This window comes from Micromonospora tulbaghiae, from assembly GCF_900091605.1.
GTDB lineage: Bacteria > Actinomycetota > Actinomycetes > Mycobacteriales > Micromonosporaceae > Micromonospora > Micromonospora tulbaghiae.
The window spans coordinates 266035-289555 of sequence record NZ_FMCQ01000007.1; the positions used below are offsets into that span (position 1 = coordinate 266035).

The following is a 23521-nucleotide window of genomic DNA, read 5'->3' on the forward strand; positions in this document are numbered from 1 at the left end:
CCCGAGGAGGACAACCGTGGCCGTCAAGACCATGACGCCGACGCGTACCGCCGCCGGCATCCGCGAGTTCCGCGTCGACGTGCCGGAGGCGGACCTGGAGGACCTGCGGAACCGGATCGCGGCCACCCGCTGGCCGGAGCGCCAGACGGTGGACGACCAGTCGCAGGGCGTGCCGCTGGAGACCAGTCAGGCGCTCGCCCGGTACTGGGCCACCGAGTACGACTGGCGCCAGGTCGAGGCGCGGCTCAACGACCTGCCGAACTTCGTCACCGAGATCGACGGCCTGGACATCCACTTCATCCACGTACGCTCGCCGCACGCCGACGCGCTGCCGCTGATCGTCACGCACGGCTGGCCCGGGTCGGTGATCGAGCAGCTGAAGATCGTCGGTCCGCTCACCGACCCGACGGCGCACGGCGGCAGCGCCTCGGACGCGTTCCACCTGGTGATCCCGTCGATGCCCGGCTACGGGTTCTCCGGTCAGCCGGACCGGCCCGGCTGGGATCCGCAGCACATCGCCCGCGCCTGGACCGAGCTGATGCGGCGGCTGGGTTACACCCGGTTCGTGGCGCAGGGCGGCGACTGGGGCGCGCTGATCACCGACATGCTCGGCGTGCAGGCGCCGCCGGAACTGGCCGGCATCCACACGAACATGCCGTGCGTGGTGCCGCCGGAGATCGACGCGCTGTTGCAGAGCGGCATCACCGGGGTCAACAACCCGCTCGCCGAACTGCCGTCCGGGCTCTCGGCCGAGGAGCGGGCCGCCTGCGAGCGGATCGACTTCTTCTGGAAGCACTCCGCATACGCGCTGATCATGACCACCCGCCCGGAGACGCTCACGGCGCTCGCCGACTCGCCGGTCGGCCTGGCGACGTTCATGCTCGACCACGACGCGGCGAGCCTGGACCTGATCTGCGCCGCCTTCGCCGGCCGGCCCGGCGGGCTGAGCCGCGACGACATCCTGGACAACGTCACGCTCTACTGGCTGACCAACACGGGCGTGTCCTCGGCCCGGCTGTACGCGCAGAACGCGCTGTCGTTCTTCGCCGCCAAGGGCGTCGGAGTGCCGGCCGCGGTGAGCCAGTTCCCGGACGAGATCCTGCTCGCGCCGCGCAGCTGGGCCGAGCGGGCGTACCCGAACCTGATCCACTACAACCAGGTGGACCGGGGCGGGCACTTCGCCGCCTGGGAGCAGCCGGAGTTGTTCGCCCAGGAGATGCGGGCGGCCTTCCGGTCGCTGCGCTGACGTCGGGGGCGGACGCGGCCGGGTGGGATGCCACCCGGCCGCATCCTCGGGTTCAGACCTCGGTCAGCCGGACCGCGTCGGCGATGACCAGGCCGGCGGCGGAGCTCCACCGGCTGACCGCGACGCGGTTGGCGTCGCCGGCCGGCAGGGCGAACGTGCCGAGCGAGCGCCACTGCCCGCCGGTCGCCCGCTGGTCGACCACGACCGTCCGGTTGCCGGTGGTCGTGGCGACGATGTACGGCGTGGCCGCGTTGTAGCCCGCGTTCGCCGGCCACCACGCCTCGACCCGGTAGTTGCCGGTACGCGGGACGTTGAACTTGTACCAGGCCGCGTCGCTCGCGGCGACCGGGTCCGCGTAGCGGTAGTCGGCGCCGTAGCGCTGCCCGGAGTACGTCGAGGTGCCCCAGCTGGCGCTCGCGGTGAACCGGCCCGCGGTGGCGTTGTCCACGATCGACGTCCAGCCGGTGCCGCCGCCGGCCATCTTGGCGGCCACGTCGGCGCGCATGGTGTTCAGGTCGATGAAGGACGGGTCGATCTTGCCGGTGGTGCTGGTCTCCCGGTGTCCCCGGGCGTAGCTGGAGTCCCGGCCGAGCCGCTTGAGCACGGCGGCGGTGGCCGCGATGCTGGCGTTGTACTGGGCGGTGGTCATCCGCTGGTCGACGCCGTTGTAGTCGATCTCCCACCCGATCATCAGCGTGTTCCCGTCCCCGGCCGGGATCGGGCCGCTGCCGCCGCTGGTGCCGGCGTGGTTGCACCGGCCGGCGGAGATCACGTGGAACACGCCGTTGTAGTCCACGAGCGCCTGGCAGAGCGGGCCGGGCAGGTCGGAACGGCCGTTGATGCAGATGTTCAGCGCCGGGTGCGGGTTGCCGGCGCTGGACGTGGCGGCGGTGTGGTGCCAGAGCACGCCGATCGGGTCGAACGAGCCGGAGCGCATCCGGTTGAGCCAGTCGCCCTCGACCACCACCTGCACACCGGCGCCGCGCAGCACGTCCACCAGCCAGGGAATGGTGGCCATCACTGCTCCCCGAGCAGGTCGGCGAGGCACTCGGCCTTCGGCGCCGCGTGCGCCGTGCCGGGACGGACGGCCACCGCGAGGGCGACGGTCACCAGGGCGGGTACGCCGAGCAGACCTCGGCGTCGCAGACGGGGGGATCGTGACGTGGGCATGGCGCTCCTCGGGTGACGACGCTTCACCGATCGACGGATGTGAGTGCGGGCACGCTATACCGGCTTCCGGCGTCTTGTCGATACCCTTCATTGATCGTTTCTTCGGTGAAAACTTTCGCCACAATCATCTGTCGTCATCCGTCGATGCGTGGTAGAAATCCTGCCCATGTCTCGCCGTCGGGCGAGGAATCCCGCACAGGAGGGGCGCCGATGAGAGCGATCGCCACGGCCCTGACGTTTCTCACCGTGGTCGCGGCCACGGCCGTCCCGGCAACGGCATCGGCCGTCCCGGCCCGGGCCGGGACACCGGCCGCCGCCGGGACACCGGCTGTCGCCGGCCCGCAGCCCGCCGCCGAGTCGCAGTCCGCCCTGGCCGCGGTCGGCCCGCAGCCCGGCACGTTCACCGGCAAGGGCTTCGACACCTGCACCGCGCCGTCGCAGGCCGCGATGGACGCCTGGCTCGCTGCCTCGCCGTACCGCGCGGTCGGCGTCTACATCAGCGGCGGCAGCCGCACCTGCGCCCAACCGAACCTGACCGCGACCTGGGTCGCCGACCAGACCCGCAAGGGTTGGCGGCTCATCCCCATCGAGCTGGGCTACCAGGCGCCGTGCGGCACCCGTACGCCGAAGATGTCCGCCGACCCGGCCACCGCCCGCGGGCAGGGCAGGACCGCGGCGGACAGCGCGGCCGCCGCCGCGGCGGCGCTCGGCATCGGCGCGGGCAGCACGCTCTACAACGACATCGAGCAGTACCCGTCGAACGCGAGCTGCCGGGCCGCGGTGCTCTCGTTCCTCTCCGGCTGGGTCGAGCGGCTGCACACGCGCGGCTACCTCGCCGGCATGTACTCCAGCGGCTCGTCCGGCATCACCGACGTCTGCGCCGCCTACCACGACACCCGGTACCTGCGGCTGGACCAGATCTGGATCGCCTGGTGGAACGGCGTCGCGGACACCGACGGGGGTACGTACTGCGCCGACGACCGCTACGCCGACCAGCAGCGCCTGCACCAGTACGCCGGCGACGTCACCGAGACGTGGGGCGGCGTGACCATGAAGATCGACCGCAACTACCTGGACGTACGGGCCGGTACGCCGCCCGCGTCGTGGAGCGTCACGGTCGACAACGCCACGGCGGGCGGGTTCACCGCCGGTGCGGCCTGGGGCACCTCCGCGTACTCCGCGCAGCGCCACGGCGCCGACTACCGCTTCGCCGCACCCGTGGCGTCCAGCGACGTGGCCTGGTTCCGGACGACCCTGCCCGCGACAGGCGCCTACGAGGTCTCGGTGTGGTACCCGGCCGACCCCGGCTACAACGACCGCACCCCGTACCTGGTGGCCACCACGACCGGCAACCGGTCGGTGGCTGTCGACCAGCGCACCGGCGGCGGACGCTGGGTCTCGCTCGGCGTGTTCACGCTCGCCGCCGGGACCGGGGACAAGGTCGGGGTGAGCCGCTGGAGCGCCGGCACCGGCTACGTGGTCGCCGACGCGGTCCGCATCACCCGGATCTGACCGCACCCGTACGGATGCACTGCTCGCCGTCGCCGCCCGGCCGGTCCGCCGGGCGGCTAGAACGGACGGTATGGCGGGGCGACGGGCGATCTACGGGGACACCGGCGACGGTGGCGTACAGCTCGCCGCCAGCACCGACAGGTGGCACCTCTATCCGGATCACGTCCTGCTGGCCCCGGACGATCGGCCGGAGGATCTGCTCCGCTTCGACGCGGAGCTGATGCCGTTCGCCGACAACCCGCGGCGGGGCGCGCTCGCGGTGGTGGACATGCAGAACGACTTCTGCGCCGAGGGCGGCTGGACCCACCGCTCGGGGCTGGACTACCGGGCGTGCCGGGAGGCCATCCCGGGGGTGGCGCGCGCGGTCGAGGCCGCCCGCCGCCACGAGATGTTCGTCATCTGGGTCTACTGGTACAACCGCCCCGACCTGCGCAACCTCGGCGCGCCGTCGCTGCACTCGTTCAAGCACACGCCTGACCAGGCCGGCATCGGCCAGCCGCTGGACCACGGACGGGTGCTCACGGCCGGGGAGTGGGGCGCCGAGATGGTCGACGAGCTGAAGCCGCTGATCCGCGACGGTGGCGCTGGCGTTCATCGGCGACGGCGCCACCAGCGAGGGCGACTTCCACGAGGGGATCAACTTCGCCGCCGTGTTCAAGGCACGTCATGATCGAGAAGGTGCGGATGAGCGGCTTCTACGGCACCCACCTCGACCAGGTGCTGCGCACCCAGGGCATCCACACGCTGTTCGTCTGCGGCGTCAACGTCGACCAGTGCGTCAGCACCACGATCGAGAGCGCCTACTTCCGCGACTACAACCCGGTCCTGGTCGCCGACGCCACCGCGACGTCCAGCCCGGCGTACTGCAAGGACGCGGTCGTGTTCAACACCAAGCAGTGCTGGGGGTTCGTCACGACCACCGACCGGTTCGCCGACCCGTCGCCCTACCGGAGGTGAGCCGGTCCCGACACGGCGGGACCGGCTCACCCGGGCGGCTCAGTTCAGGTGCGCCAGCAGCGCCGTGGCCATGCCCTGCTCACCCCGGGCGTTCGGGTGGAACGGCGCGGCGGCGTTCTGCGGCACCAGCCCTTCCACCCAGCGGGTGCCGCTGCTCTTGCACGTGTCCCGGCCGATCGAGGGCGTGTAGACGTCGGCGTAGCTCGCGCCGCCCGCCGCCGCCGTGTCGGCGAGCATCGTGTTGAGCGCCTTCTGGACGCCGCGCAGGTACGGCACGTCCTGGTAGGCGATCGGCACCACCGGCCAGCAGCCGTATCCGCTGTCGGGCAGGATCGCCGGGTACCCGAGCACCACCACGCGCGCGTTCGGCGCGGCCTGGCGGACCGCCCGCAGCACCGCCGTCACCTTCGGCGCGGTGGCGGCGATCCGGGCCCGCAACTGGTCGGTGCCGCCCGCGGTGAACCGGTCCTTGCAGGGCGACCCGAGTGGGCTGCTCACGCTCGCCTCGGCGCAGTCGCTGATGATGCCGGAGAAGCCGATGTCGTTGCCGCCGATCTGGACGGTCACCAGCGCAGTGGCCGAGGTGATGGCGTTGACCTGCGGCGGCAGGGCGACGCCCAGCACACCGTCGCCGCCGTACAGGATGTCCTCGGTGGTGGCGCCGGAGCAGCTCACGTCGGCGAACGACGCCGACCCGGCGGACGCCGCGACCAGGGACGGGTAGTTGCGGTTGGAGCGCAGGCAGTTCAGGTCGACCTGGGTGGGTACGAGCGGGGCGGACGTGTAGGAGTCGCCGAGCGCGACGTAGCGCCCGGCGGGCGCGGCGGCGACGGCGGGTGCGGCGGCGGCGAGCAGCACGCCGGCGGCGGCCGCGACGAGCGCGGTCATCCGGCCGGCGGTCCGCAGGAGCGGCAGGCGGGGACGGTTCATGGGGCCCTCCCGGAGGGGTCCTGGTGGTGGTGCTGGGATTCTGTCCCCGCCTGTGACATGCGTCAATATCGACGAGCCTCACTAAATGGGGGTCCGGGATGTGGTCCGCCGCCGTCCGGCCGGACGGCCGAAGGTATCGCGTACATCACAATTTTCCGGCTCGCCGATGTCGGGTGGAGGTCGATCGCCGAACGGTCGATCCGTTGCGTCACAACGGTCCCCGGCCCGTCACCCCTGATGGGCGGCCGGATGCCGGATTCGGGCACGTACGCACCGCAGTGGCCCCGGCACGGCTGGTGAAGAACGTATCGAACGTCGGCGATCGTGAATTTGCAGGCGTCATTACGCTGCGGGGTGGTTGATCGCCGGAACCACGGACGACAGGTGGAAGAACCTCAGATGAGTGACAATCACCCTCCCTACGGAGGCTATCCGGACCCGAACGCCGGAGCGTGGGGCAACCAGCCCGACCCGAACGCCCCGTACGGCGCGCAGCCGGCCTCCGGTGCGCCCTACGGTTCGCAGCCGGCGTCGGGTGCGCCGTACGGTGCCCAGCCCGGGTCGGGCGTCCCCTACGGTGCCCAGCCCGCGTCGGGTGCGCCGTACGGCGCCCAGCCCGGATCGGGCGCTCCCTACGGCGCGCAGCCCGCGGCGCCGTTCCCCGGCCAGCCGGGGTACCCCGGACAGCCGGCGCCGTACGCGCCCACCCCGCCCCCGAGCGGCGGCAAGAGCAAGGGCCTCATCGTCGGCCTCGCCGCCGGCGCGGTCACGCTGACGCTGCTGTGCTGCGGCGGCGGCCTCGCCTACGTCGCCTTCAACGGCGACGAGGAGGACCCCAAGCCGGTGGCCTCGGGCAGCGCCACCCCCGGGCCGGACAACAGTCCGTCCGCCACCCCCAGCGCGGACGGGCCGGAGTCGACCGGGCCGGACGGGTCCAACAACAACTCGCTGACCGCGCGTTACGCCAGCGAGATGTCGGCGGTCTGCGACGGGGGAGCGATCCTCAACGCCGCGCCGTACACCGCGCCGGCGGGCTCGAAGGCGTACGTCTTCTCCAACTCCCCGGACCGGCCGTCGTTCTGGTCGCAGAAGACGGTCAGCTCGGCCAAGCCGTACTACGCGAAGTCGGCCGACTTCGCCACGGTGTCCGTCATCGGCTGCCTCAAGATGGTCGAGGGCAGCGAGGGCACGCCGAAGAAGTGCCAGTACAAGAACAGCGAAGACAAGGTCGTCACGGTCGACTACATCTCCTCGCGCTACACCCTGACCTTCCACGCCGCCAAGACCGGCGAGAAGGTCGGCGACGGCGGCACGGTGACCGCGCCCGCCGCCCGGTGCCCGAGCTTCATCTCCTACAACAAGGTGACGATGAAGTCGTACGCCTCGCCGGACAGCGGCACCATCGAGGCCGCGCTGGACCGCTTCCTCAAGTAGCGACACCCGGATCGCGGTGCGCGGGTCGGCCTGACCCGCGCACCGCGGACGGCGGCTCAGGCCGCGCGCGGCGGCCGGCCGTGCGCGTCCACACACTCGCGGGCGAAGATCCGCAGCAGCTCCGGCAGGTGGAAACGCTCGCCCGGGGCACCGGAGTCCGCCGGCACCAGCAGGTTGTGCTGGATCAGGTGCTCCACCATCCGGTTGGCCTGCTGCCGGGGCAGGCGCAGGATCTCCACCGCGCTGGACGCGGTGATGAACGAGTCGGCGCGGGCCAGCGCGCGCAGCGCCCGGCGGGCGTCGACGTCCAGCGCCTGGTAGCTGACCGAGAGGCTGTCGCGCACCGAGATGTCCCCGACGGACAGCTCCGACAGCCGGTTCTCCTCGTCCTCCAGATGCGCGGCGAAGCCGGGCAGGGCGACGTCGGGCTGGGTGACGAGCCGGCTGCCGACGATCCGCAGGGCCAGCGGCAGCCGGTCGCAGGCCGCGGCGATCCGGCCGAACACCTCCGGGTGCTCGCGTGCCCGGCGTTCGCCCGCGATCGTGGCCAGCAGCTCCACCGCGTCGGCCCGGTCGAGCGCGCCGAGCGTCAACCGCCAGCCGACGTCCAGGTCCAGCAGGCGCTGCCGGCTGTTGATCAGCACCAGGCTGCGGCCCGCCCCGGGCAGCAGCGGGCGCACCTGCTGCGCGCAGTCGACGTCGTCGATGATGAGCAGCAGCCGCCGGCCGGCGAGCGCGCAGCGCAGCACGGCGGAGCGTTCCCGGATGTCCTCGGACACGTCGGTCAGTGGCACGCCCAGCTCGACCAGCAGCTCCCGGATCAGCTCCCCGCTGCCGCGCGGCGGCTCGTCGCCGCTGTCGAAGCTGACGAAGAGCTGACCGTCGGGAAAGAGGTCGGCCAGATCGTACCCGCTGGTCACGGAGAACGAGGACTTGCCGACGCCCGGCGCGCCGGAGACGAGCACGACCCCGGCGTGCTCGTCGGCGTCGGCCGGGTCGGCGATCCCCTCGGCGATGGCGCGCAGCTGGCCGGCCGTGGTGTCCCGGCCGACCAGGGACGGCGGCTTCATCGGCAGGGCCTGCGGGCTCGGCGGCGGGCCGGGCGGCGACGCGGGCCCGGCGCCGACGGCCGACGGCCGGCCGGACGGTGGGCGGACCTCGGCGGAGTCCGCGTCCAGCGCGGTCTGGAGGGCGCCCTGGAGGGCGGGACCGGGGTCGACGCCCAGCTCGTCGACGATGCCGCGCCGGGCCTGCTGGTAGACGGCCAGCGCCTCGGCCACGCGTCCCTCCTGCGTCAGCGCCGTCACCAGCTGCGCCTGCCGGCGTTCGTCCAGCGGCTCCTCGGCCACCAGCCGGCGCAGCGACGGGATGACCCGGGCCGGCTGGCCCAGCCGCAGGCGCAGGTCGATCAGCTCGGTCGTCATCTCCCGGTGCTGCTCCCGCAAGGCCGTCACGGTCGCGCCCAGATCGGTGCCCGGATCCGCCAGGTCCTCCAGCGGATGCCCGCCCCACAGCTCGGCCGCCCGGTCGAACAGGTCGGCGGCGGCCTCCGGCCGGTCCCCCCGCGCGGCCCGGCGGGCCTCGTCGGCGAGACGCCGGAACCGCAGCAGGTCCAGCTCGTCCTCGTCGACCCGCAGGTGGTAGCCGGTGCCGTCGTGGACCAGCCGGCCGGCCGAGTCACCGCCACGGTCCAGCGCCTGCCGCAGCCGGTGCACGTACGTGCGCAGGTTGCGTACCGCCGACGCGGGCGGCGAGTCCGGCCAGAGGCCGTCGACCAGCCGGGAGGTGGCGACCGTGCGCCCCGGGCTCAGCAGCAGCACGGCGAGCAGGAGGCGGGGTTTGGTGCCGGTGAGCGTGACCGGGTGGTCGTCCACGTGAACGGTCAACGGACCGAGGACACTGAAGCGCATCGATGTATTCCCCCGCTCCGCAGTACCGTCCACAGTGTGGTGTACCGATGGATTTCCCACCTTCGGCTGGGGAATACCTCGCTCCCAGATGGTGCAAGTAGTCACCGATCGGTGTGTACTTCGTGACCCGGGGTGAGTTGCGCCGTCGCCCGCCGCGCCGCGTCGAGCACCGCCACCGCGTCCGCCACCCCGGCGCCCGCCGACCGACCCTCCCGGACCAGCCCGGCGAAGTCCTCCGCCTGACGGGCCAGGGCCGCGTACATGGTGGCGTCGCCGTCGGCCGGGTCGAGGAAGGTCAGCCGCTCGTGGTCCCGGGTGCCGAAGACTTCCACCGTCGCCATGTCGCCGCCCCGGTGGTGCCGGCCGAGCGAGACCAGCGCGGTGCCGCCGCCGGACAGGCCGAGCAACGCCTGGGCGCTGTCCACGTCCCGGCCGCGTACCGCCGGGTCGGTGACCGGCCCGGCCGGCTGCACCGCGACCCGGTCGACCTCCTGCCCGGTCAACCACCGGATCTGGTCGAACTCGTGCACGCCCATGTCCACGAAGATCCCGCCGCTGCCGGTGCGGAACGCCGCCGCCGGAGGCTCGCCGTCCCACTGCGCCGCGGCCACGAAGAGGATCTCGCCGAGCTCGCCGCCGGCGATCCGTTCCCGCAGCCGGCGCAGCTGCGGGACGAACCGGCGCCAGTAGGCGACCTGGAACGGGATCCCGGCGGCGTCGGCCACCCGCCCCGCCTCCGCGGCCTCGGCCGGGTCGAGCCCGGCGGGCTTCTCGCACAGCACCGGCAGCCCGGCCTTGGCGGCGGCCGCGACCAGCGCGCCGTGCCGCCCGGTGGGCGCGGTCACCAGAACACCGTCCGGCACGGCGTCCGCGAGCAGGTCCTCCATGCTCGGGTACGCCGGCAGCCCGGCCGCGGCGACCGCCTCCCGTGCCGCCGGAACCGGGTCGACCACGTACCGGATCCGGACCGTCCGGTGCTCGGCCAGGGCCCGCAGGTGGTGCCGGCCCATCCGGCCCGCTCCCACCAGTGCCAGCCGGAACTCATCGCTGCCGGTCATCGTCGGTTCCCCTCTCCTCGTCGGTGCCGTTCGTGCCGTCCGTACCGTCGTCGCCCAGCCAGCCGGCCAGCGCGGCCACCACGGCCGGCGCGCCGGCGCCGAAGACCTCGAACCCGTCGTGGCGCCACCGCCGGGTCACGCCGCCGGCGGCCTCGACCAGCGCGGCGCCGGCCGCGATGTCCCACGGCGCGGGGTCGAAGCTGACGAACGCGTCCAGTTCCCCGCGGGCCACCGCTGCCAGGTCGCACACGGTGGAGCCGGTGTTGCGCAGGTCGGCGACGCGGGGCGCGACACCGACGAGCGCCTGGTACGCCCGCCGTCGCGGTCCGGGCGCGTTCGGGACCGCGAACGCCACCAGGGCGTGCCCCGGCTCGGCCTCGCGGTTGACCGCGACCGGGGCGTCGCCGTCGAGCGCGCCGTCGTCGTCCAGTACCAGGCAGGCGCCGGTGGCCGGTTGCAGGACGGTGGCCGCGACCACCTGTCCTTCGCCCACGTCGCAGCCGGTCGCCACCGCGATGCTGACCGCGTAGCGGCTCGCGCCGTGGCTGAAGTTCAGCGTGCCGTCGAGCGGGTCGACGATCCAGCGCAGGCCGGAGCAGCCGTCGCTGGCCCCGGACTCCTCGGCCAGGACGGCGTCCTGCGGCCGGTCGCGGGCGAGCAGGTCGAGGATGGCGCGCTCGCTGGCGTGGTCGGCGCTGGTCACCGGGTCCTGGGCCGCGCCGCCCTTGTGTTCGGTCTGCAAGCCCTGGCCCCGCGCCTCGCGGATCGCGTCCGCACCGGCCCGCGCCGCGCGCAGGCTCAGGTGGCGCAGGTCGCCGGGAGCGGCGCTGATGCTCATCGCGCCACCTGCGCTTCCCGCGGCGCGGCGACCCGCGCGTAGTCGCCGTCCACGAACAGCAGCGGCGGGATCGGCCGGAGCAGGCCCGCCGAGCGGACCGCGCCCATCAGCACCGCGTGGTCACCGGCCGGGTCGGCGGAGACCGCCTCGCAGCCGAAGTACGCGACCCCGTCGGTCAGGCGCGGGCAGCCGGTCACCCGCTCGTCGTCGTAGGCAACACCCGCGAAGCCGTCGGCGCCCGCCGGCCGGCCCCGGCTGGCGAACCAGGCCGCCTCCTCGCGCTGGTCGTCGCCGAGCACCGTCACCGCGAACCGGCCGGTACGCCGCACCGCGGCGAGCAGCCGGCAGTCCCGCCGTAGACAGACCAGCAGCATCCGTGGTGACAGCGACACGGTGGTGAAGGAGTTGACTGTCATCCCCACCGGGCCGTCGGGACCGACGGCAGTCGCCACCGCCACTCCGGTGGCGAAGCGCCCGGCCACCGAACGGAACGCCCGTTCCTGGTCCTGTCCGTTTCCCGTGCTGGTCATCACCGTGCTCCTCTCGTCGCGCTGCCGACCAGGTCGGCGGTCCGGCGCCGGTCGGTCTTGCCGTTGGCGTTCGTGGGCAGGGCGGCCACGTGGTGGATCCGGGCCGGCACCATGTAGGCGGGCAGGCGGTCCGCGCACCGGCGGGTCAGCTCGTCGGTGATCCCGTCGGCGCCGGTGTAGACCGCCCGCAGGGAGACGTCGTCGCCCGCGCCGAACGCCAGCACCACCGCGTCCTGCACGCCCGGGTGGCCGCGCAGGACCATCTCGATCTCGCCCAGCTCGATCCGGTAGCCGCGCAGCTTCACCTGGTCGTCCAGCCGTCCGTGGTGCACGAGCGTGCCGTGCTCGCGGCGGACCCGGTCACCGGTGCGGTAGTACCGGCGGCCGGCGTCCGTGACGAACCGGCCCTCGTCGTCGGCCGGGTCGAGATAGCCGTCGAACCGCTGCGGTCCGTGCACGCACAGTTCGCCGTCGTCACCGCCGACCGTGCCGTCCTCGGCGCGCAGGATCGCGTCGAGCCCGGGGTGCGCGTCGCCGATCGGCACGGTGCCGTTCGAGGTCACCGGCCAGGCGGCCGGGTCTGCGGGCAGCCGGTGACCGGTGCAGGTCACGGTCAGCTCGGTGGGGCCGTAGAGGTTCTCCACCACGCTGCCCGGCGCCGCCGCCGCCCACGCCCGGGCCTGCTCCAGCGTCAGGGCCTCACCGGCGAAGAGGCTGTGCCGCAGGCCGGGCATGGCGCCGGGGGAGAGCATCCGCATCCGCCGGGCCAGCGAGACCACCGAGGGCACCGAGAACCAGTGCGTGATCCGCCGCTCGTTGACGAACCGCACCGGCGTCAGCACCTCGTCCGGCTGCGGCACCACGAGCGTGGCGCCGCCGCCCCAGGCGACGAACATGTCGAACACGGACGGGTCGAAGGTCAGGTCGAAGGTCTGCGACAGCCGGTCACCCGGGCCGACCGGGTATCGGTCCCGGCAGTGCGCGAGGAACGCGTCCACGTTGCGGTGGCGGATCGGCACGCCCTTGGGCCGCCCGGTCGAGCCGGACGTGAACAGCAGGTACGCCACGTCGTCCGGCGCCACCGGGGCGTCCGGCGGCGGGACGCCCGGCGCGCCGTCGAGGCGTACGGTCACGGCGTCACCCGCGACCTGCGCCGCCGTGGCGGCACCGGCGTCGTCGACCACCAGCGCGTCCACGCCCGCGTCCCGGCACAGCCGGGCGGTGCGGGCCGGCGGGAAGGCCGGGTTGAGCGGCACCACCACCGCTCCGGCGCGCAGCGCGGCCAGATAACCGGCGTACGCGGGCAGGCTGCGGGCGGCCAGCAGGCCGACCGCGCGCGGGCGCCGGCCCACCTCGGCGTGGATCCGCCCGGCGAGGCCGCCGGCGAGGTCGCGCAGCCGGCGGTAGGTCACCGGCTCCCCGCCGACCTCCAGCGCGACCGCCTCGGGCACGCGTGCCACGCTCCGCTCGAACCAGTCGTAGAGACTCATGGCGTTGCTCCCTTCACTGTGCTGTCGTCGATCGGGCTTCCGGCGCCGGCGGCGTGGGACGCCGCGCTCAGGTCACCGCGCCCGCCAGTTCGTCGGCGTGGTCGGCGATGCCGGCGAGCATCGCGCCGGTGGCGCCACCGGCGATGCCGAACATGGCCGCCTCGGTGCGCAGCTGCGCCTCCCCGCCGTCGCGGAACGCGTCCGCGCCGCGCAGGCGCACCGCCTCGGTGGCGATCCGGTCCACGGTCTCGGCGGCGCTGACCTTCAGCAGCATCCCGGTGACCGCGGACGGGACGGCGGCCGGCGCGTCCAGCAGCGGCGCGCACAGCGCGTCGAGCTGGTGCACGGCGACCAGGCACCGGGCGTACCGCTCACGGACCGCCGGGCGGTCCCACAGCGCGCCCGCCCCGGCCGGTCGCCGCCGCAGCCAGTCGTGCAGGCCCACCAGCATCCGGTGGCACATCGCCCGGGCCCACAGCGCCCCGGCGACCCGTTCGACGCCGACCTGCCGGGCGAACCCGGCCAGCGCCCGGCCGGGACGGCCCAGCACGGCGTCCGGGCCGAGCGCCACGCCGGCGAAGCGCAGGTGGCCCACGCCGGACCCGGCGAACGCCCGGCCGGCGGACCCGACTGTCACGCCCGGCGCGCCGGCCGGCACCAGCACCCAGCAGAAGCTGGTGAAGTGCCGCGCCTCGCGGTGCCGGGCCAGCACCAGCGCCGCGTCGCAGCTCGTCGCGTTGGTGATCCAGTCCTTGCCGCCGTCCAGGACGGCGCCGTCGTCGCCCAGCTTCACCCGGGTCGCGGCGTCGAGCAGGTCCGAGCCCGAGCCGCCGGCGTCGGTGACGGCCAGCGCCACCACCGTCTCGCCGCGCAGCATCCCGCGCCGCACGCGCTCCGCCGGCCCGGCCGCGTCGGCCAGCAACGGCAGCACGGTGGCGACCTGGACGCAGACCGAGAGCGTCACGCCCAGCGGGCACCGGGCGTCCAGTTCGGTGAGCAGCACCGACAGCCGCCGGGGGTCCGGCTGGACGCCGTCCGGGTAGAGCGCCTCGACGATCCCGGCGGCGCCCAGCGCGCGCCACACGGCGCCGGGGTCGCTGTGGTCCACTCCGGACAGGGCGGCCCGCACGGAGGCGGCCTGGCCCCCGGGCGGCGTCGGCGTCGGCGTCGGCTCAGGCAAGACGCACCCCCGGGTCGCGCAGCGACAGCGCCCCGTTGGCCAGGCGCAGCCGGTCGTTGGCGTAGTTCAGCGAGGCCGAGCGCAGATCCCGGAACGTGCGCTCCAGCGTCAGCGGCGAGTCGGTCAGGTAGCCGTGGCGCAGGCCCGCCAGCTCGACCAGTTCGTGCGCGGCGGCGAAGGACTCCTCGGCCACGCGGATCTTCAGCGTGTTGAGCAGCAGTTGCACCGGCGCCGCCGACATGTCCGGCGCGTCGGTGACCACGGAGACGGTGTGCCGCAGCAGCGCGTGCGCCGCGTCCAGCCGGGCCCGGATGCCGGCCAGCCGCAGCAGCACCAGCTCGGAGGAGGGGGCGAACTGCCGCCGTCCCGCCTCGCTGCGGGCGTGCCGCAGCACCCGGCCGTACGCGCCGGCCGCCGCCCCGATCCAGGCCGCCGCCCAGCCGACGTGCGCCAGCGGCGCGAAGACGGTGGTGGCGATCTCCCGGAACCCGCCGTGCTCGCCGACCACCTGCCACTGCGGCACCGCGCCACGCAGCCGCATCGGCACGCTGTGCGTGGCCCGCATGCCCAGCGGGCGCCACCCGCCGGTCACCTCGATCTCCACCTGGTCCCGGTCGGCGTAGACCAGGTCCACCTGGGCGGCCGAGTCGGCCCCCGGGGCGCGGGTGGTGATCAGGAAGGCGTCGGAGTACGGGCCGCCGGTCACGATCGGCGCCTGCCGGTCGATCCGCAGCATCTCGCCGTCGTGCTCCAGCGCCGACTCGGCGGTCATCAGGTGACCACCCTTGCCGGCCTCGGTGGTGACCGAGCCGAGATACCGCTCGCCCCGGGCCACCGCCGGCAGCACCTCGGCGCGCAGCTTCTCCCCGCCGTACGCGGTGATCGCGGCGACCTGCTGGCAGTGCATGGCGAAGACCATCGCCACCGACATGTCCACCCGGCCCAGCGTCAGCGTGACGTCGACCAGGTCCGGCAGCGTGCCGCCGGCGCCGCCCTCGGCGGCCGGGACCAGCAGCCCCAGCAGCCCGGTACGGCGCATGGCGGCCAGCGCCTCGGTGGGGAAGGCGGCGTTCTCGTCGGCCTCGCGGGCGTGCTCCGCCGCCACGTCGGCGACGGTCTCGACGGCCGGGGCGTACCCGGCGGCCGCGGTCATCGGGAACCACCGCCGACCGGGGCGCGCAGCTCCTCCACCACGCCCCACAGTCCACCGGCGGTGGCGAACGTGGAGTCGACGAGCTTGTCGTCGGGCACGGCGACCCCGAACGTGTCCTCGATGGCGAACAGCAGCTCGATCTCGCGCATGGAGTCCAGGCCGAGGTCGCGCAGGCGGGACTCCTCGGTGATCTCGTCCGGGCCGGCGAACTTGAGGAACGGGCGGAGCAACTCGGTGAATTCGGCGTTCATGACGTCACCTTTCATCTCGGGGTTCGGCAGTGGCGCCCGGTGTGTCGACCGGGTGCCGCGTCAGGGTCAGCCGGGACGTCTCGACGACGCGGTCGCCGTCGCAGACGACCTCGACCGGCGCGGGGTGGCCGAGGAAGGCCAGCAGGCTCGCCGAGAGGCCGTACGCCCCGACGTTCGGCACGGCCAGCACGTCGCCCGGCCGTACGTCTGGCAGGTTCGCGGCGCGGGCCCAGGTGTCCAGCGGCGTGCACAGCGGCCCGGCGACTATCGCGCCCTCCAGCGGCGCGCCGTCGCGGCCGTCGGCGGCGTGCAGGGCGGGTACGAGCGGCGGCAGCCGGCGCAGGCCGGACATCCCGCCGAGGTGGTTGATGCCGGACTCCAGCACCACGACCGGCGTGCCCTGCGACCGCTTGACGTCCAGCACGCGCGTCAGCAGCGTGCCGGCGGTGGCGGTGAGGAACCGCCCCGACTCGAAGGCGACTGTCGGCGCGCCGTCGCGCCAGCCGGGGAAGAGCTCGTCCAGGGCCGCGGCGACCCGGTCGGCGAGGCCGGTCAGGTCCGCGTTGTGGCCGGGCCGGGCGAACGGCGCGCCGAAGCCGCCGCCGAGGTCGAGCAGGGTCAGGTCGATGCCGAGCAGGTCCCGCAGCCGCCGGGCGGTGGTCGCCGCGGCGGTGAACTGCGCCACCAGCGCGTCCACCGAGTCGACGTTGCTGCCGGTGTAGAGGTGGAATCCCCGTACCGGGGCCGAAGGGCGGGAGCGGAACCGCTGCGGCTCCTGCTCGATCCAGTCGGCGTCGGCGCCGAACTGGGACGCGACGCCGGTCATGGTGAGACCCTGGCCCGGGTTGGGCACCCGGTCGTTGACCCGCAGCAGGCAGCGCAGTTCCACGCCGTGCGCGGCGGCGATCCGGTCGGCCTGGTCCAGGCCCTCGGGCGAGTCGACGGAGAACCAGCGGACACCGGCGCGCACCGCCTCGGCCACCTCGGCGTCGCGCTTGCCGGGTCCGGTGTAGAGCATGCTGTCGCCGGGCACGCCGGCCCGCAGCGCCGCGGCCAGTTCGCCCGGGGAGCAGATCTCCGCGTCGCAGCCGGCGGTGTGCAGCGCCGCCACCAGCGCCGGGTGCGGGTTGGCCTTGAGTGAGTAGAACAGCCGACTCGGTGCGGGTAGCGCCGCGACCAGGGTGGCGTGGCTGGCGCGTACCCGGGCCAGGTCGTAGCGGTAGGCCGGGGTGTCGAAGGGCAGGTCAGCCATTGTGCTCACCCGCCAGCCGGGCCAGCGCCCGCCGGTCCACCTTGCCGTTGCCGGTCAGTGGCAGGTCGGGCAGCACGACGCAGCGCGCCGGCACCTTCATCTCCTCCAGCTGCTCCCGAAGTCGGCGCAGCACGTCGGCGGGGGTCAGCTCGGCCACCACGAACAGCGTCGCGCCGTCGCGGCCGTCGGCCGGCGGCAGCACCCCGGCCGCGTCCACGCCGTCGACCCGGTAGGCGGCGGCCTCCACCTCGGTGGCGCTGACCCGGGTGCCCTTCTCCTTGTAGACGTCGTCGCGCCGGCCGGCGAAGTGGACGTACCCGTCGGCGTCCACGTGACCGTGGTCGCCGGTGTGCAGCTGCGGGAACAGACCGTGGGCGCGGCGGAACCGCTGCGCGGTCAGCTCGGGTCGCCGCCAGTAGCCGGCCATCACGTGCGGGCCGCGTACCACCAGCTCGCCGCGGACGCCCGGTGGCTGACGCCGTCCCTCGGCGTCGACCGTGAAGATCTCGGTGCCGGGCAGGGCCCGTCCGCAGGCGCCGGGCCGGCGCAGGTCGGCGTCCGGCGGCATGATCGCGGCGCGCTTGCACTCGGTGAGGCCGAACATCAGCTGGACGGTCAGGCCGGGCAGCAGCCGGCGCAGGCCGGCCAGCACCTCCGGGGGCATGGCCGCGCCGGTGTTGGTGAGCAGGCGCAGCGGCGGGCGCGGCGCGCCCGCCCGGCCGAGCAGCCGCAGCAGGTTGATCGCGAGCGACGGCACGCAGGGCAGCACCGTGGCGCCGGACCCGACCAGGGTCGCCAGCAGGCGGCCACCGGTGTCGCCGGGGTCGCCCAGGCGCAGCCGGGCGCCGGCGACGGTGCTGAGGAAGATCTGGTAGAGGCCGTAGTCGAACGAGGGCGGCAGCAGGACGTGCACCACGTCGTCGGGCCGGTAGCGCAGCTCCGACTGGATCGCCCGCACCGCGAACGTGACCTGGGCGTGTGTGGAGACCACCGCCTTCGGCATGCCGGTGCTGCCGGAGGTGTAGATCAGACAGACCGGGTCGACCGCGAGCGGGGCCGGGCCGGCGGGCACGCCGCCGATCGCCGCGGCGGACGCGGCGCGGCGCGCCTCGGCCGCGCCGCGCACCGGGACGCCGCGGGCGCGGGACAGGCCGGCCAGGACCGGGTCGTCGGTGAGGACCAGGCCCGGCTCGGCGTCGTCGAGCACGTGCGCGAGGGCGACCTCGGGGGCCGGCGTCCGCAGGACGACGAAGACACCGCCGGTACGGGCGACCGCGTACAGCAGCGCCGGCAGGGTCGCGTCGGCGGGCAGCGCCACCAGCACCCGGTCGCCGCGCCGGACGCCCTGCCCGCGCAGCCAGCCGGCCAGGCGCAGGCTGTCGGCCCGCAGCTGACGGTACGTGGACTCGACGGTCCCGTCCCCGACGGCGGGCGCGTCGGGGCGCTCGTCGGCGGTGCGGTCCAGCAGGTCGTGCAGCAGTTCGGTACTCATCGGGCACCTCCGGTGGCGGCGCCGAACATGGCGCACAGGGAGCCGACGTCGCGCAGGTCGGCCGCGGTCAGTGCGGTGGCCGGAACCTCGACGCCGAGCCGGCGTTCGACCCGGTCGATGACGTCGACCAGCCGGAACGAGTCGAAGCCGGGCAGTTCCCGGAGCACGTCGGTGGTGCGCAGGGTCGAGCCGTCCAGGTCCAGGGTGTCGCCGAGCGCGCCGAGCACCGCCGCGCGTACGCCGTCGTCACCGGCCCGGTCCGGCGCGGCCGGCGCGGCGTCCTCGCCGGTCCCGGCGGCCGGTCCGGCCATCGACTCCAGCGCGGCCAGGTGGTCGGCCATCAGCGCGCCGAGCGCGTCCGCCAGTTCCGGCGCGGCCGGCCGGCCCGCCTGGGCCCGCCGCAGCGCCACGTAGCTGCGCGTGGCGAGTTGCTGCCAGCGCGCGGCCTGCCCGGCCAGCGCGGCGGCGGCCTCCGGCGCGACCGCCGCGAGCCAGTGTTCGTGCAGGTCGCGGGCGCGGGCCAGCAGCCAGACGTCGAGTACGAAGCGGTGCAGCCCGGCGACGGTGTCCAGGGCGGCGCCGGTGCGGGCCAGGTAGGTTGCGATCTCCGGGCGGGCCCGGGCGGCCCGGGCGGCGTTGCCGGCGAGCATGGCGGGCACGTCGATCGCCGGGGCCGGGTGCGTCGTCACCGCCAGTGTGTGCGCACCCCCGGCCAGCGCCGTGTCGAACGCGGCGGCCGGCATCCGCCACACGCCGGGACGCGCGGGGCCCCAGGCGGTGTCGTTGTGGTACGCGTCGACCACAGTGACCTCGTCCGGCTCGGCGGCCGTGACGAGGAAGCTGTGCCGCATGTGCTCGTGCCCGTGGTAGGGGCACCACGGCAGGTCGTACGCGTCGGCGGTGACGTAGAGCGGCTGGCCCGGGGCGGCCAGCCGGCGCACCTGCGGGCCGTCGAGCTGCATCCACCGGCCCTCGACCCGCAGGCCCAGCAGGTCGACCGCCTCGGCGGCCCGGTCGTCCGAGGTCGCCTCGACGGTGACCAGGCCGTCCTGGTCCCGGGTGCGGAACCCGTACCGGGCGCCGAGGGCGAGGTGGCTGCCGGACCCGTTCGCGTGGTCGGCCAGCAGGGCGAAGCTCGTCTGGAGACAGTCCAGCGCGGTCGCGTGCAGGCCGGTCAGGATCGGCGTCCACACCGGATCCGTGCTCGGCCGGTCCGGCGCGTTCGGGACGTGGTGGGACATGGGGGACTCCTCGATGCTGATACGTGGGGCGGGGCCGCCGGCGCGGACGGTGCCGCGCCGGCGGCCGGTGCGAAGGTCAGCTGTCGCCGCGGCCGTCCAGCGCGTTGGCCCAGGCGGCGAGCGCCTGCGCCTGCTCGGCCAGCGCGTGCTCGTCGGTGCCGATCGGGTCCTTGAAGAAGAACCCCAGCTCCTCGATCGGGCCGACGTGCCCGGCGCGGTGCGCGGCAGCGGTCAGCCGGGCCAGGTCGAGCACCAGCGGCGCGGCCAGCGTCGAGTCCACCCCGCTCCAGGTCAGCTGCATGGACATCCGGACGCCGAGGAACCCCTCGAACGAGACGTGGTCCCACGCGGTCTTGTGGTCGCCCAGGTCCGGCACGTTGTCGATGTGCAGCGGGGCCGTGACGTCCTCACCGAGCAGCGCGGGCAGCACGCCCGACTTCGAGCTGAGCTTGCTGCGGGCGTTGCGCGGATCCTCCAGCGTCGCGCCGTCGCCACCGCCGAGCAGGTTCACCCCGGCCCAGGAGAGCACGTGCAGGGCGCGGCTGGTGAACATCGGCGCCAGGGCGGTACGCAGCAGCGTCTCCCCGGTCTTGCCGTCGGAGCCGGCGAACGGCACGCGCTCCCGCTGCGCCATCATCTCCAGCGCGGGCAGCCGGGCGCCGGTGGACGGGGTGAAGTCGACGAAGCCGCAACCGGCCTGGAACGCCGCGTACGCGACCACGGAGCTGGCCGGCAGCGCCTTGTCGTCCGGGTCGGCCATGGCGCGGGTCAGCGCGTCCAGGTCGTCGTGCTCGGGCCGGTGGTCGGCCGGCGGCTCGGTCGAGGACACGTTGATGACGACGACCCGGGACAGCCCGTTGCGGGCGCGGAACTCCTCGATGTCGCCGGCGAGCCGCTCGACCACCTCGGCCAGCGGTGCGGTCTCGGTGCGCGCGTCGTAACCGGTGCGCAGGTTCCGCTCGACCTCGGGCAGGCTGCCCCGCACGGCGGCCAGCATCGGCGCCGGGATGACTCCGGAGTCGACGAGCGACTCGGCCTTCTTCTCCAGCGGCGTGTCGACGATGTCGTGCCCGCCGACGACCAGATCGTTCCAGCTCGCCAGCGGCGCGTCGCGCAGCATGCCGGTGTCGGTGACGCAGCCGGTCGAGTCGGCCATGCCGGCGCGCAGCGCCAGCAGACCGGTGATCGCGGTGGTGGCGACCGAACCCCGGGCGCCGTTGAGCCACACGCCGACAGGCGCGTCCGTGTCGGGGGACGGGTTCGGAACGTGCGGGGTCTCGCGATGGGTGACGGTCACGGGAAGTTCCCTTCTCTGGGTGCGCCGGGGGCGGCGCGAATCAGCGGGCGAGCACCTTGGCGACGGCGACGGCGATGTCGTGCATGTCCTGTTCGCTGCCGAGGAAGGTGCTGTGGTGCGTCTGGACGGTGTGGGCCGCGAGCCATTCGGTGTTCGGGTACGTGCGCTCCCGGTGGATCTCCGCGAAGCGCTCGGCCAGCGGCGCGAGCAGCGGCTTCGTCCACGGCTGGAGCAGCCGGCTGCGGTGCAGCGGCTCGTCGGTGCAGTAGAACCGCCGGCCCAGCTCGGCGGTGAGCGCGCTGGCCACGGCGGCGTTGTCCATGCCGGCCGGCAACTCGTCGAAGACGATCGTGCCTTCGTAGATCGAGATGCGCGTCTGGCCCGCCGCCGGTTGCAGCAGCCGTACGCCGTCGACGCCGTCGAGCATCTCGCCGAGCAGCCGGTAGTTGTGGTTGCGGACGCCGTGCTGCTCGTCCAGCGTGGTCAGTTGCGCGCAGGCCACCGCCGCGGAGAACTCGTTCAGGCAGAAGTTGGCGCCCTGTACGCCGGCGCTCTCCTCCAGGTCCAGTTCGCCCGCCGGCGTCCGGTCGCCGCGGTAGCGGCGCGAGTCGGCCCGCAGCTCCTGGAGCACCGGCGCGAGCATGTCGTCGTCGGTGACCACGGCCCCGCCCTCACCGCAGGTGAGCACCTTGCCGTGCTGGAAGCTGAAGCAGCCGAGCCGGCCGAGCGAGCCGGCCTGACGGCCCTGCCAGGTGGCGCCGTGGGCCTGCGCGCAGTCCTCCACGACGGATATGCCGCGTGGTTTCGTGACCGCGTCGAGCGCCGGCACGTCGGCCATGTTGGAGGCCCAGTGCACGGCGACCACGGCGCGCGGGTCCACCGACAGGTCGAGGTCGTCCGGCCCGACGCAGCCGGTGGCCCGGTCGACGTCGACGAGCACCGGGACCAGGCCGGCGCGCAGCGCGGCGGTCGCGGAGGCGGTCCAGGTCAGCGCCGGTACGAGCACCGTCTCGCCGTAGCCGAGGCCGAGTGACTCCAGGGCCACCACCAGGGCGCTCGACCCGTGGTCGACCGGCACGCAGTGGCGGGTGCCGACGTAGCGGGCGAAGTCGGCCGCGAAGCGGCGCTCGAACAGGGCGGTGTCGCCGACGGACGGGCTGCTGATCGCCCACCGGCCGCCGGTCAGCACCGCGGAGAGGTTGCCGGCGGCGTCCGGCGCGGGGATCGGCCAGCGTGGCCAAGGGCGGTCGGGTGGGCGGACCGGCCGGCCACCGTCCACGGCGAGCCGCCGGTCGAGGGGGATGGAGGTCGTCATGCCTTCGACCTTGATGCCCATCGATACATCAGCGGTACACACGCGATAGCCGGCACGGCCGGCGCCGTGTATCGGCGTTGTATCCGCGTGGTCGAACCTCGGGGCATGAGCCGATCCGCATCGCCCGTGGGCGAACCGACCGAACCTCGCGCCGTCGCGCGTGGCGTCTCCGTCGTCATTCCGGTCAAGGACCGGGTGGCGGAGATGCGCCGCCAGCTCCGCAGCCTGCGCGACGCCGCCCCGAACTGCCCGGAGCCGGTGGAGGTGGTGGTCGTCGACGACTCGGCGCCCGCCGCGGCCGCCGCGCACCGCGCCGCCTGCGCCGAGTACGGCGCCCGCTACGTGCGCGGACCCCGGCACGTCGGGGCCAAACGGAACCTGGGCGTCCGGCACGCCCGCTACGACCTGCTGCTGTTCACCGACTCCGACTGCCGCGTGCCGGCCGACCTGATCACCCGGTACGCGGCCCGGCTGCGCGCCTCCGGCGACGAGGTCGCCGGCGTCACCGGCCCGGTGATCGTCGAGCCCGGCGACAGCGCGTTCTTCCGCGTGATGCGCCGCTCCTACCTGCTGCTCGGCGACCTGACCCGGCCGCTGCACTACGAGCGCGTCTCCTGGGCCGCCGGGGCGAACATGGCCCTGAAACGCTCCGTCTTCGAGTCGGTCGGCGGATTCCCGGAGGACTCCCCGATGCCGCTGGGCGGGGAGGACCTGCACCTCGGGCTGCTCCTCACCGACGCCGGCTATGCGCTGCTCACCGACCCGGACGGGGTGATCACCCACGACACCGGTGTCGCCGACACCTTCCGTGCGGTCGCCTACCGGTTCACCACGTACGGGCGCTCCGAGCAGTGGCTCTGCCTCGCCCACCCGCACCGGCGCCGGTTCGTGTTGAACACCGCCAGCACGCTCGCCGTGACCGCCCTGGCCGGGCTGCTGACCGCCCGGCGGAGTGGGGGACGCAGCCTGCTCGCGGTGCCGGCCGTCGCGGCCGCCGTGATCGCCGCGAAGACACCCGGCCGGCTCGGCGGCGACCGGGGACCGCGCGCGGTGGCCGAGTCGATGGCCTGCGCGGCGATCGAGACGCTCTTCGACGGCGCCGCGTTCGTCACCTCGCTCCGGCTCGGCCGCCCCGACCTGCTCTTCACCGGCTTCCGCGCGCCGGACGAGGCGGACTACCAGCCGGACGAGGCGGACCACCGACCGGACGAGGTGGACCGTCGACCGCTCCCGCCGGTGGCCGCGCCGCCGGTGGCGGCCTGACG

Annotated in this window: 21 protein-coding genes and 2 pseudogenes; 7 read left to right on the forward strand and 16 right to left on the reverse strand. The window is 74.4% G+C overall.

Annotated features, from left to right (window positions below; genetic code table 11):
- The first annotated feature begins 16 nt into the window (after positions 1–16).
- The gene (locus GA0070562_RS21305) at positions 17–1246 is read left to right on the forward strand and encodes an epoxide hydrolase family protein (protein WP_091425063.1); all 1230 of its coding nucleotides are present in this window, start codon (positions 17–19) and stop codon (positions 1244–1246) included.
- 52 nt (positions 1247–1298) lie between these two features.
- Here GA0070562_RS21305 and GA0070562_RS21310 read toward each other — a convergent pair whose 3' ends face one another.
- Both GA0070562_RS21310 and GA0070562_RS30340 read right to left on the reverse strand, forming a co-directional pair.
- On the reverse strand, positions 1299–2264 hold the full coding sequence (locus tag GA0070562_RS21310) for a golvesin C-terminal-like domain-containing protein (RefSeq protein ID WP_091425065.1): 966 nt from the start codon (positions 2262–2264) through the stop codon (positions 1299–1301).
- The gene (locus GA0070562_RS30340) at positions 2264–2416 is read right to left on the reverse strand and encodes a hypothetical protein (RefSeq protein ID WP_175438818.1); all 153 of its coding nucleotides are present in this window, start codon (positions 2414–2416) and stop codon (positions 2264–2266) included. Before GA0070562_RS30340 ends, GA0070562_RS21310 begins: the two co-directional genes overlap by 1 nt.
- 210 nt (positions 2417–2626) lie before the next feature.
- Here GA0070562_RS30340 and GA0070562_RS21315 point away from each other — a divergent pair, with 210 nt between their 5' ends.
- From GA0070562_RS21315 to GA0070562_RS30065, 4 genes and pseudogenes are all read left to right on the forward strand, one after another.
- On the forward strand, positions 2627–3928 hold the full coding sequence (locus tag GA0070562_RS21315; protein WP_091425069.1) for a glycoside hydrolase domain-containing protein: 1302 nt from the start codon (positions 2627–2629) through the stop codon (positions 3926–3928).
- 220 nt (positions 3929–4148) lie between these two features.
- Positions 4149–4484, forward strand: a pseudogene (locus GA0070562_RS30760) (cysteine hydrolase family protein); the annotation flags it as partial.
- A 19-nt stretch (positions 4485–4503) separates the two neighbouring features.
- Positions 4504–4590, forward strand: a pseudogene (locus tag GA0070562_RS30060) (thiamine pyrophosphate-dependent enzyme); the annotation flags it as partial.
- Positions 4591–4594: 4 nt separating this feature from the next.
- Positions 4595–4885, forward strand: a complete 291-nt coding sequence (locus tag GA0070562_RS30065; RefSeq protein ID WP_139135491.1) for a cysteine hydrolase family protein — start codon at positions 4595–4597, stop codon at positions 4883–4885.
- 39 nt (positions 4886–4924) lie between these two features.
- Here the strand turns inward: GA0070562_RS30065 and GA0070562_RS21325 are convergent, their stop codons facing one another.
- The gene (locus GA0070562_RS21325) at positions 4925–5815 is read right to left on the reverse strand and encodes an SGNH/GDSL hydrolase family protein (protein ID WP_091425072.1); all 891 of its coding nucleotides are present in this window, start codon (positions 5813–5815) and stop codon (positions 4925–4927) included.
- A gap of 399 nt (positions 5816–6214) precedes the next feature.
- Here GA0070562_RS21325 and GA0070562_RS21330 point away from each other — a divergent pair, with 399 nt between their 5' ends.
- Positions 6215–7249, forward strand: a complete 1035-nt coding sequence (locus tag GA0070562_RS21330) for a hypothetical protein (protein WP_091425074.1) — start codon at positions 6215–6217, stop codon at positions 7247–7249.
- 56 nt (positions 7250–7305) lie between these two features.
- Here the strand turns inward: GA0070562_RS21330 and GA0070562_RS21335 are convergent, their stop codons facing one another.
- The 13 genes from GA0070562_RS21335 to GA0070562_RS21395 all read right to left on the reverse strand — a co-directional run bounded on the left by GA0070562_RS21335 (position 7306) and on the right by GA0070562_RS21395 (position 22256).
- Positions 7306–9135, reverse strand: coding sequence for an AfsR/SARP family transcriptional regulator (locus GA0070562_RS21335; RefSeq protein ID WP_244253847.1), 1830 nt, complete (start codon positions 9133–9135; stop codon positions 7306–7308).
- Positions 9136–9260: 125 nt separating this feature from the next.
- Positions 9261–10217 carry a Gfo/Idh/MocA family protein gene (locus GA0070562_RS21340; RefSeq protein WP_091425079.1) on the reverse strand — a complete coding sequence of 319 codons (957 nt, stop codon included), beginning with the start codon at positions 10215–10217 and terminating at the stop codon, positions 9261–9263.
- Complete coding sequence (locus GA0070562_RS21345; protein ID WP_091425081.1) at positions 10201–11055, reverse strand: inositol monophosphatase family protein; 855 nt, start codon at positions 11053–11055, stop codon at positions 10201–10203. The genes GA0070562_RS21340 and GA0070562_RS21345 overlap by 17 nt, the downstream gene beginning before the upstream one ends.
- Positions 11052–11585 carry a flavin reductase family protein gene (locus tag GA0070562_RS21350; protein WP_091425083.1) on the reverse strand — a complete coding sequence of 178 codons (534 nt, stop codon included), beginning with the start codon at positions 11583–11585 and terminating at the stop codon, positions 11052–11054. The genes GA0070562_RS21345 and GA0070562_RS21350 overlap by 4 nt, the downstream gene beginning before the upstream one ends.
- On the reverse strand, positions 11585–13075 hold the full coding sequence (locus tag GA0070562_RS21355) for an amino acid adenylation domain-containing protein (RefSeq protein WP_091425085.1): 1491 nt from the start codon (positions 13073–13075) through the stop codon (positions 11585–11587). The genes GA0070562_RS21350 and GA0070562_RS21355 overlap by 1 nt, the downstream gene beginning before the upstream one ends.
- 67 nt (positions 13076–13142) lie before the next feature.
- On the reverse strand, positions 13143–14255 hold the full coding sequence (locus tag GA0070562_RS21360; RefSeq protein ID WP_254663844.1) for an acyl-CoA dehydrogenase family protein: 1113 nt from the start codon (positions 14253–14255) through the stop codon (positions 13143–13145).
- A complete protein-coding gene (locus GA0070562_RS21365; RefSeq protein ID WP_091425089.1) occupies positions 14248–15408 on the reverse strand; it encodes an acyl-CoA dehydrogenase family protein in 1161 nt (386 codons plus the stop codon). The genes GA0070562_RS21360 and GA0070562_RS21365 overlap by 8 nt, the downstream gene beginning before the upstream one ends.
- A complete protein-coding gene (locus tag GA0070562_RS21370; RefSeq protein WP_091425090.1) occupies positions 15405–15659 on the reverse strand; it encodes a phosphopantetheine-binding protein in 255 nt (84 codons plus the stop codon). Before GA0070562_RS21370 ends, GA0070562_RS21365 begins: the two co-directional genes overlap by 4 nt.
- 4 nt (positions 15660–15663) lie before the next feature.
- Positions 15664–16911, reverse strand: coding sequence for a type III PLP-dependent enzyme domain-containing protein (locus GA0070562_RS21375; protein ID WP_091425092.1), 1248 nt, complete (start codon positions 16909–16911; stop codon positions 15664–15666).
- Positions 16904–18403: a class I adenylate-forming enzyme family protein gene (locus GA0070562_RS21380; protein ID WP_091425094.1), complete on the reverse strand. Its 1500-nt coding sequence runs from the start codon at positions 18401–18403 to the stop codon at positions 16904–16906. The genes GA0070562_RS21375 and GA0070562_RS21380 overlap by 8 nt, the downstream gene beginning before the upstream one ends.
- A complete protein-coding gene (locus GA0070562_RS21385) occupies positions 18400–19644 on the reverse strand; it encodes an acyl carrier protein (protein ID WP_091425097.1) in 1245 nt (414 codons plus the stop codon). Before GA0070562_RS21385 ends, GA0070562_RS21380 begins: the two co-directional genes overlap by 4 nt.
- Before the next feature lie 76 nt (positions 19645–19720).
- The gene (locus GA0070562_RS21390; protein WP_091425099.1) at positions 19721–20941 is read right to left on the reverse strand and encodes an inositol-3-phosphate synthase; all 1221 of its coding nucleotides are present in this window, start codon (positions 20939–20941) and stop codon (positions 19721–19723) included.
- A 40-nt stretch (positions 20942–20981) separates the two neighbouring features.
- Entirely contained in the window at positions 20982–22256 is a 1275-nt protein-coding gene (locus GA0070562_RS21395; RefSeq protein WP_225853071.1) for a DegT/DnrJ/EryC1/StrS family aminotransferase, read from the reverse strand.
- A gap of 105 nt (positions 22257–22361) precedes the next feature.
- Here GA0070562_RS21395 and GA0070562_RS21400 point away from each other — a divergent pair, with 105 nt between their 5' ends.
- On the forward strand, positions 22362–23519 hold the full coding sequence (locus tag GA0070562_RS21400; RefSeq protein WP_091425103.1) for a glycosyltransferase: 1158 nt from the start codon (positions 22362–22364) through the stop codon (positions 23517–23519).
- Positions 23520–23521: the final 2 nt, after the last annotated feature.

Bases quoted from the DNA above. Each gene is read 5' to 3' on its own strand.
- GA0070562_RS21395 (WP_225853071.1), bottom strand. From the start codon at position 22,256: ATGACGACCTCCATCCCCCTCGACCGGCGGCTCGCCGTGGACGGTGGC.
- GA0070562_RS21345 (WP_091425081.1), bottom strand. From the start codon at position 11,055: ATGAGCATCAGCGCCGCTCCCGGCGACCTGCGCCACCTGAGCCTGCGC.
- GA0070562_RS21340 (WP_091425079.1), bottom strand. From the start codon at position 10,217: ATGACCGGCAGCGATGAGTTCCGGCTGGCACTGGTGGGAGCGGGCCGG.
- GA0070562_RS21385 (WP_091425097.1), bottom strand. From the start codon at position 19,644: ATGTCCCACCACGTCCCGAACGCGCCGGACCGGCCGAGCACGGATCCG.
- GA0070562_RS30340 (WP_175438818.1), bottom strand. From the start codon at position 2,416: ATGCCCACGTCACGATCCCCCCGTCTGCGACGCCGAGGTCTGCTCGGC.
- GA0070562_RS21330 (WP_091425074.1), top strand. From the start codon at position 6,215: ATGAGTGACAATCACCCTCCCTACGGAGGCTATCCGGACCCGAACGCC.
- GA0070562_RS21375 (WP_091425092.1), bottom strand. From the start codon at position 16,911: ATGGCTGACCTGCCCTTCGACACCCCGGCCTACCGCTACGACCTGGCC.
- GA0070562_RS21355 (WP_091425085.1), bottom strand. From the start codon at position 13,075: ATGAGTCTCTACGACTGGTTCGAGCGGAGCGTGGCACGCGTGCCCGAG.
- GA0070562_RS21380 (WP_091425094.1), bottom strand. From the start codon at position 18,403: ATGAGTACCGAACTGCTGCACGACCTGCTGGACCGCACCGCCGACGAG.
- GA0070562_RS21310 (WP_091425065.1), bottom strand. From the start codon at position 2,264: ATGGCCACCATTCCCTGGCTGGTGGACGTGCTGCGCGGCGCCGGTGTG.
- GA0070562_RS21350 (WP_091425083.1), bottom strand. From the start codon at position 11,585: ATGACCAGCACGGGAAACGGACAGGACCAGGAACGGGCGTTCCGTTCG.
- GA0070562_RS21325 (WP_091425072.1), bottom strand. From the start codon at position 5,815: ATGAACCGTCCCCGCCTGCCGCTCCTGCGGACCGCCGGCCGGATGACC.
- GA0070562_RS21370 (WP_091425090.1), bottom strand. From the start codon at position 15,659: ATGAACGCCGAATTCACCGAGTTGCTCCGCCCGTTCCTCAAGTTCGCC.
- GA0070562_RS21400 (WP_091425103.1), top strand. From the start codon at position 22,362: ATGAGCCGATCCGCATCGCCCGTGGGCGAACCGACCGAACCTCGCGCC.
- GA0070562_RS30065 (WP_139135491.1), top strand. From the start codon at position 4,595: ATGATCGAGAAGGTGCGGATGAGCGGCTTCTACGGCACCCACCTCGAC.
- GA0070562_RS21315 (WP_091425069.1), top strand. From the start codon at position 2,627: ATGAGAGCGATCGCCACGGCCCTGACGTTTCTCACCGTGGTCGCGGCC.
- GA0070562_RS21365 (WP_091425089.1), bottom strand. From the start codon at position 15,408: ATGACCGCGGCCGCCGGGTACGCCCCGGCCGTCGAGACCGTCGCCGAC.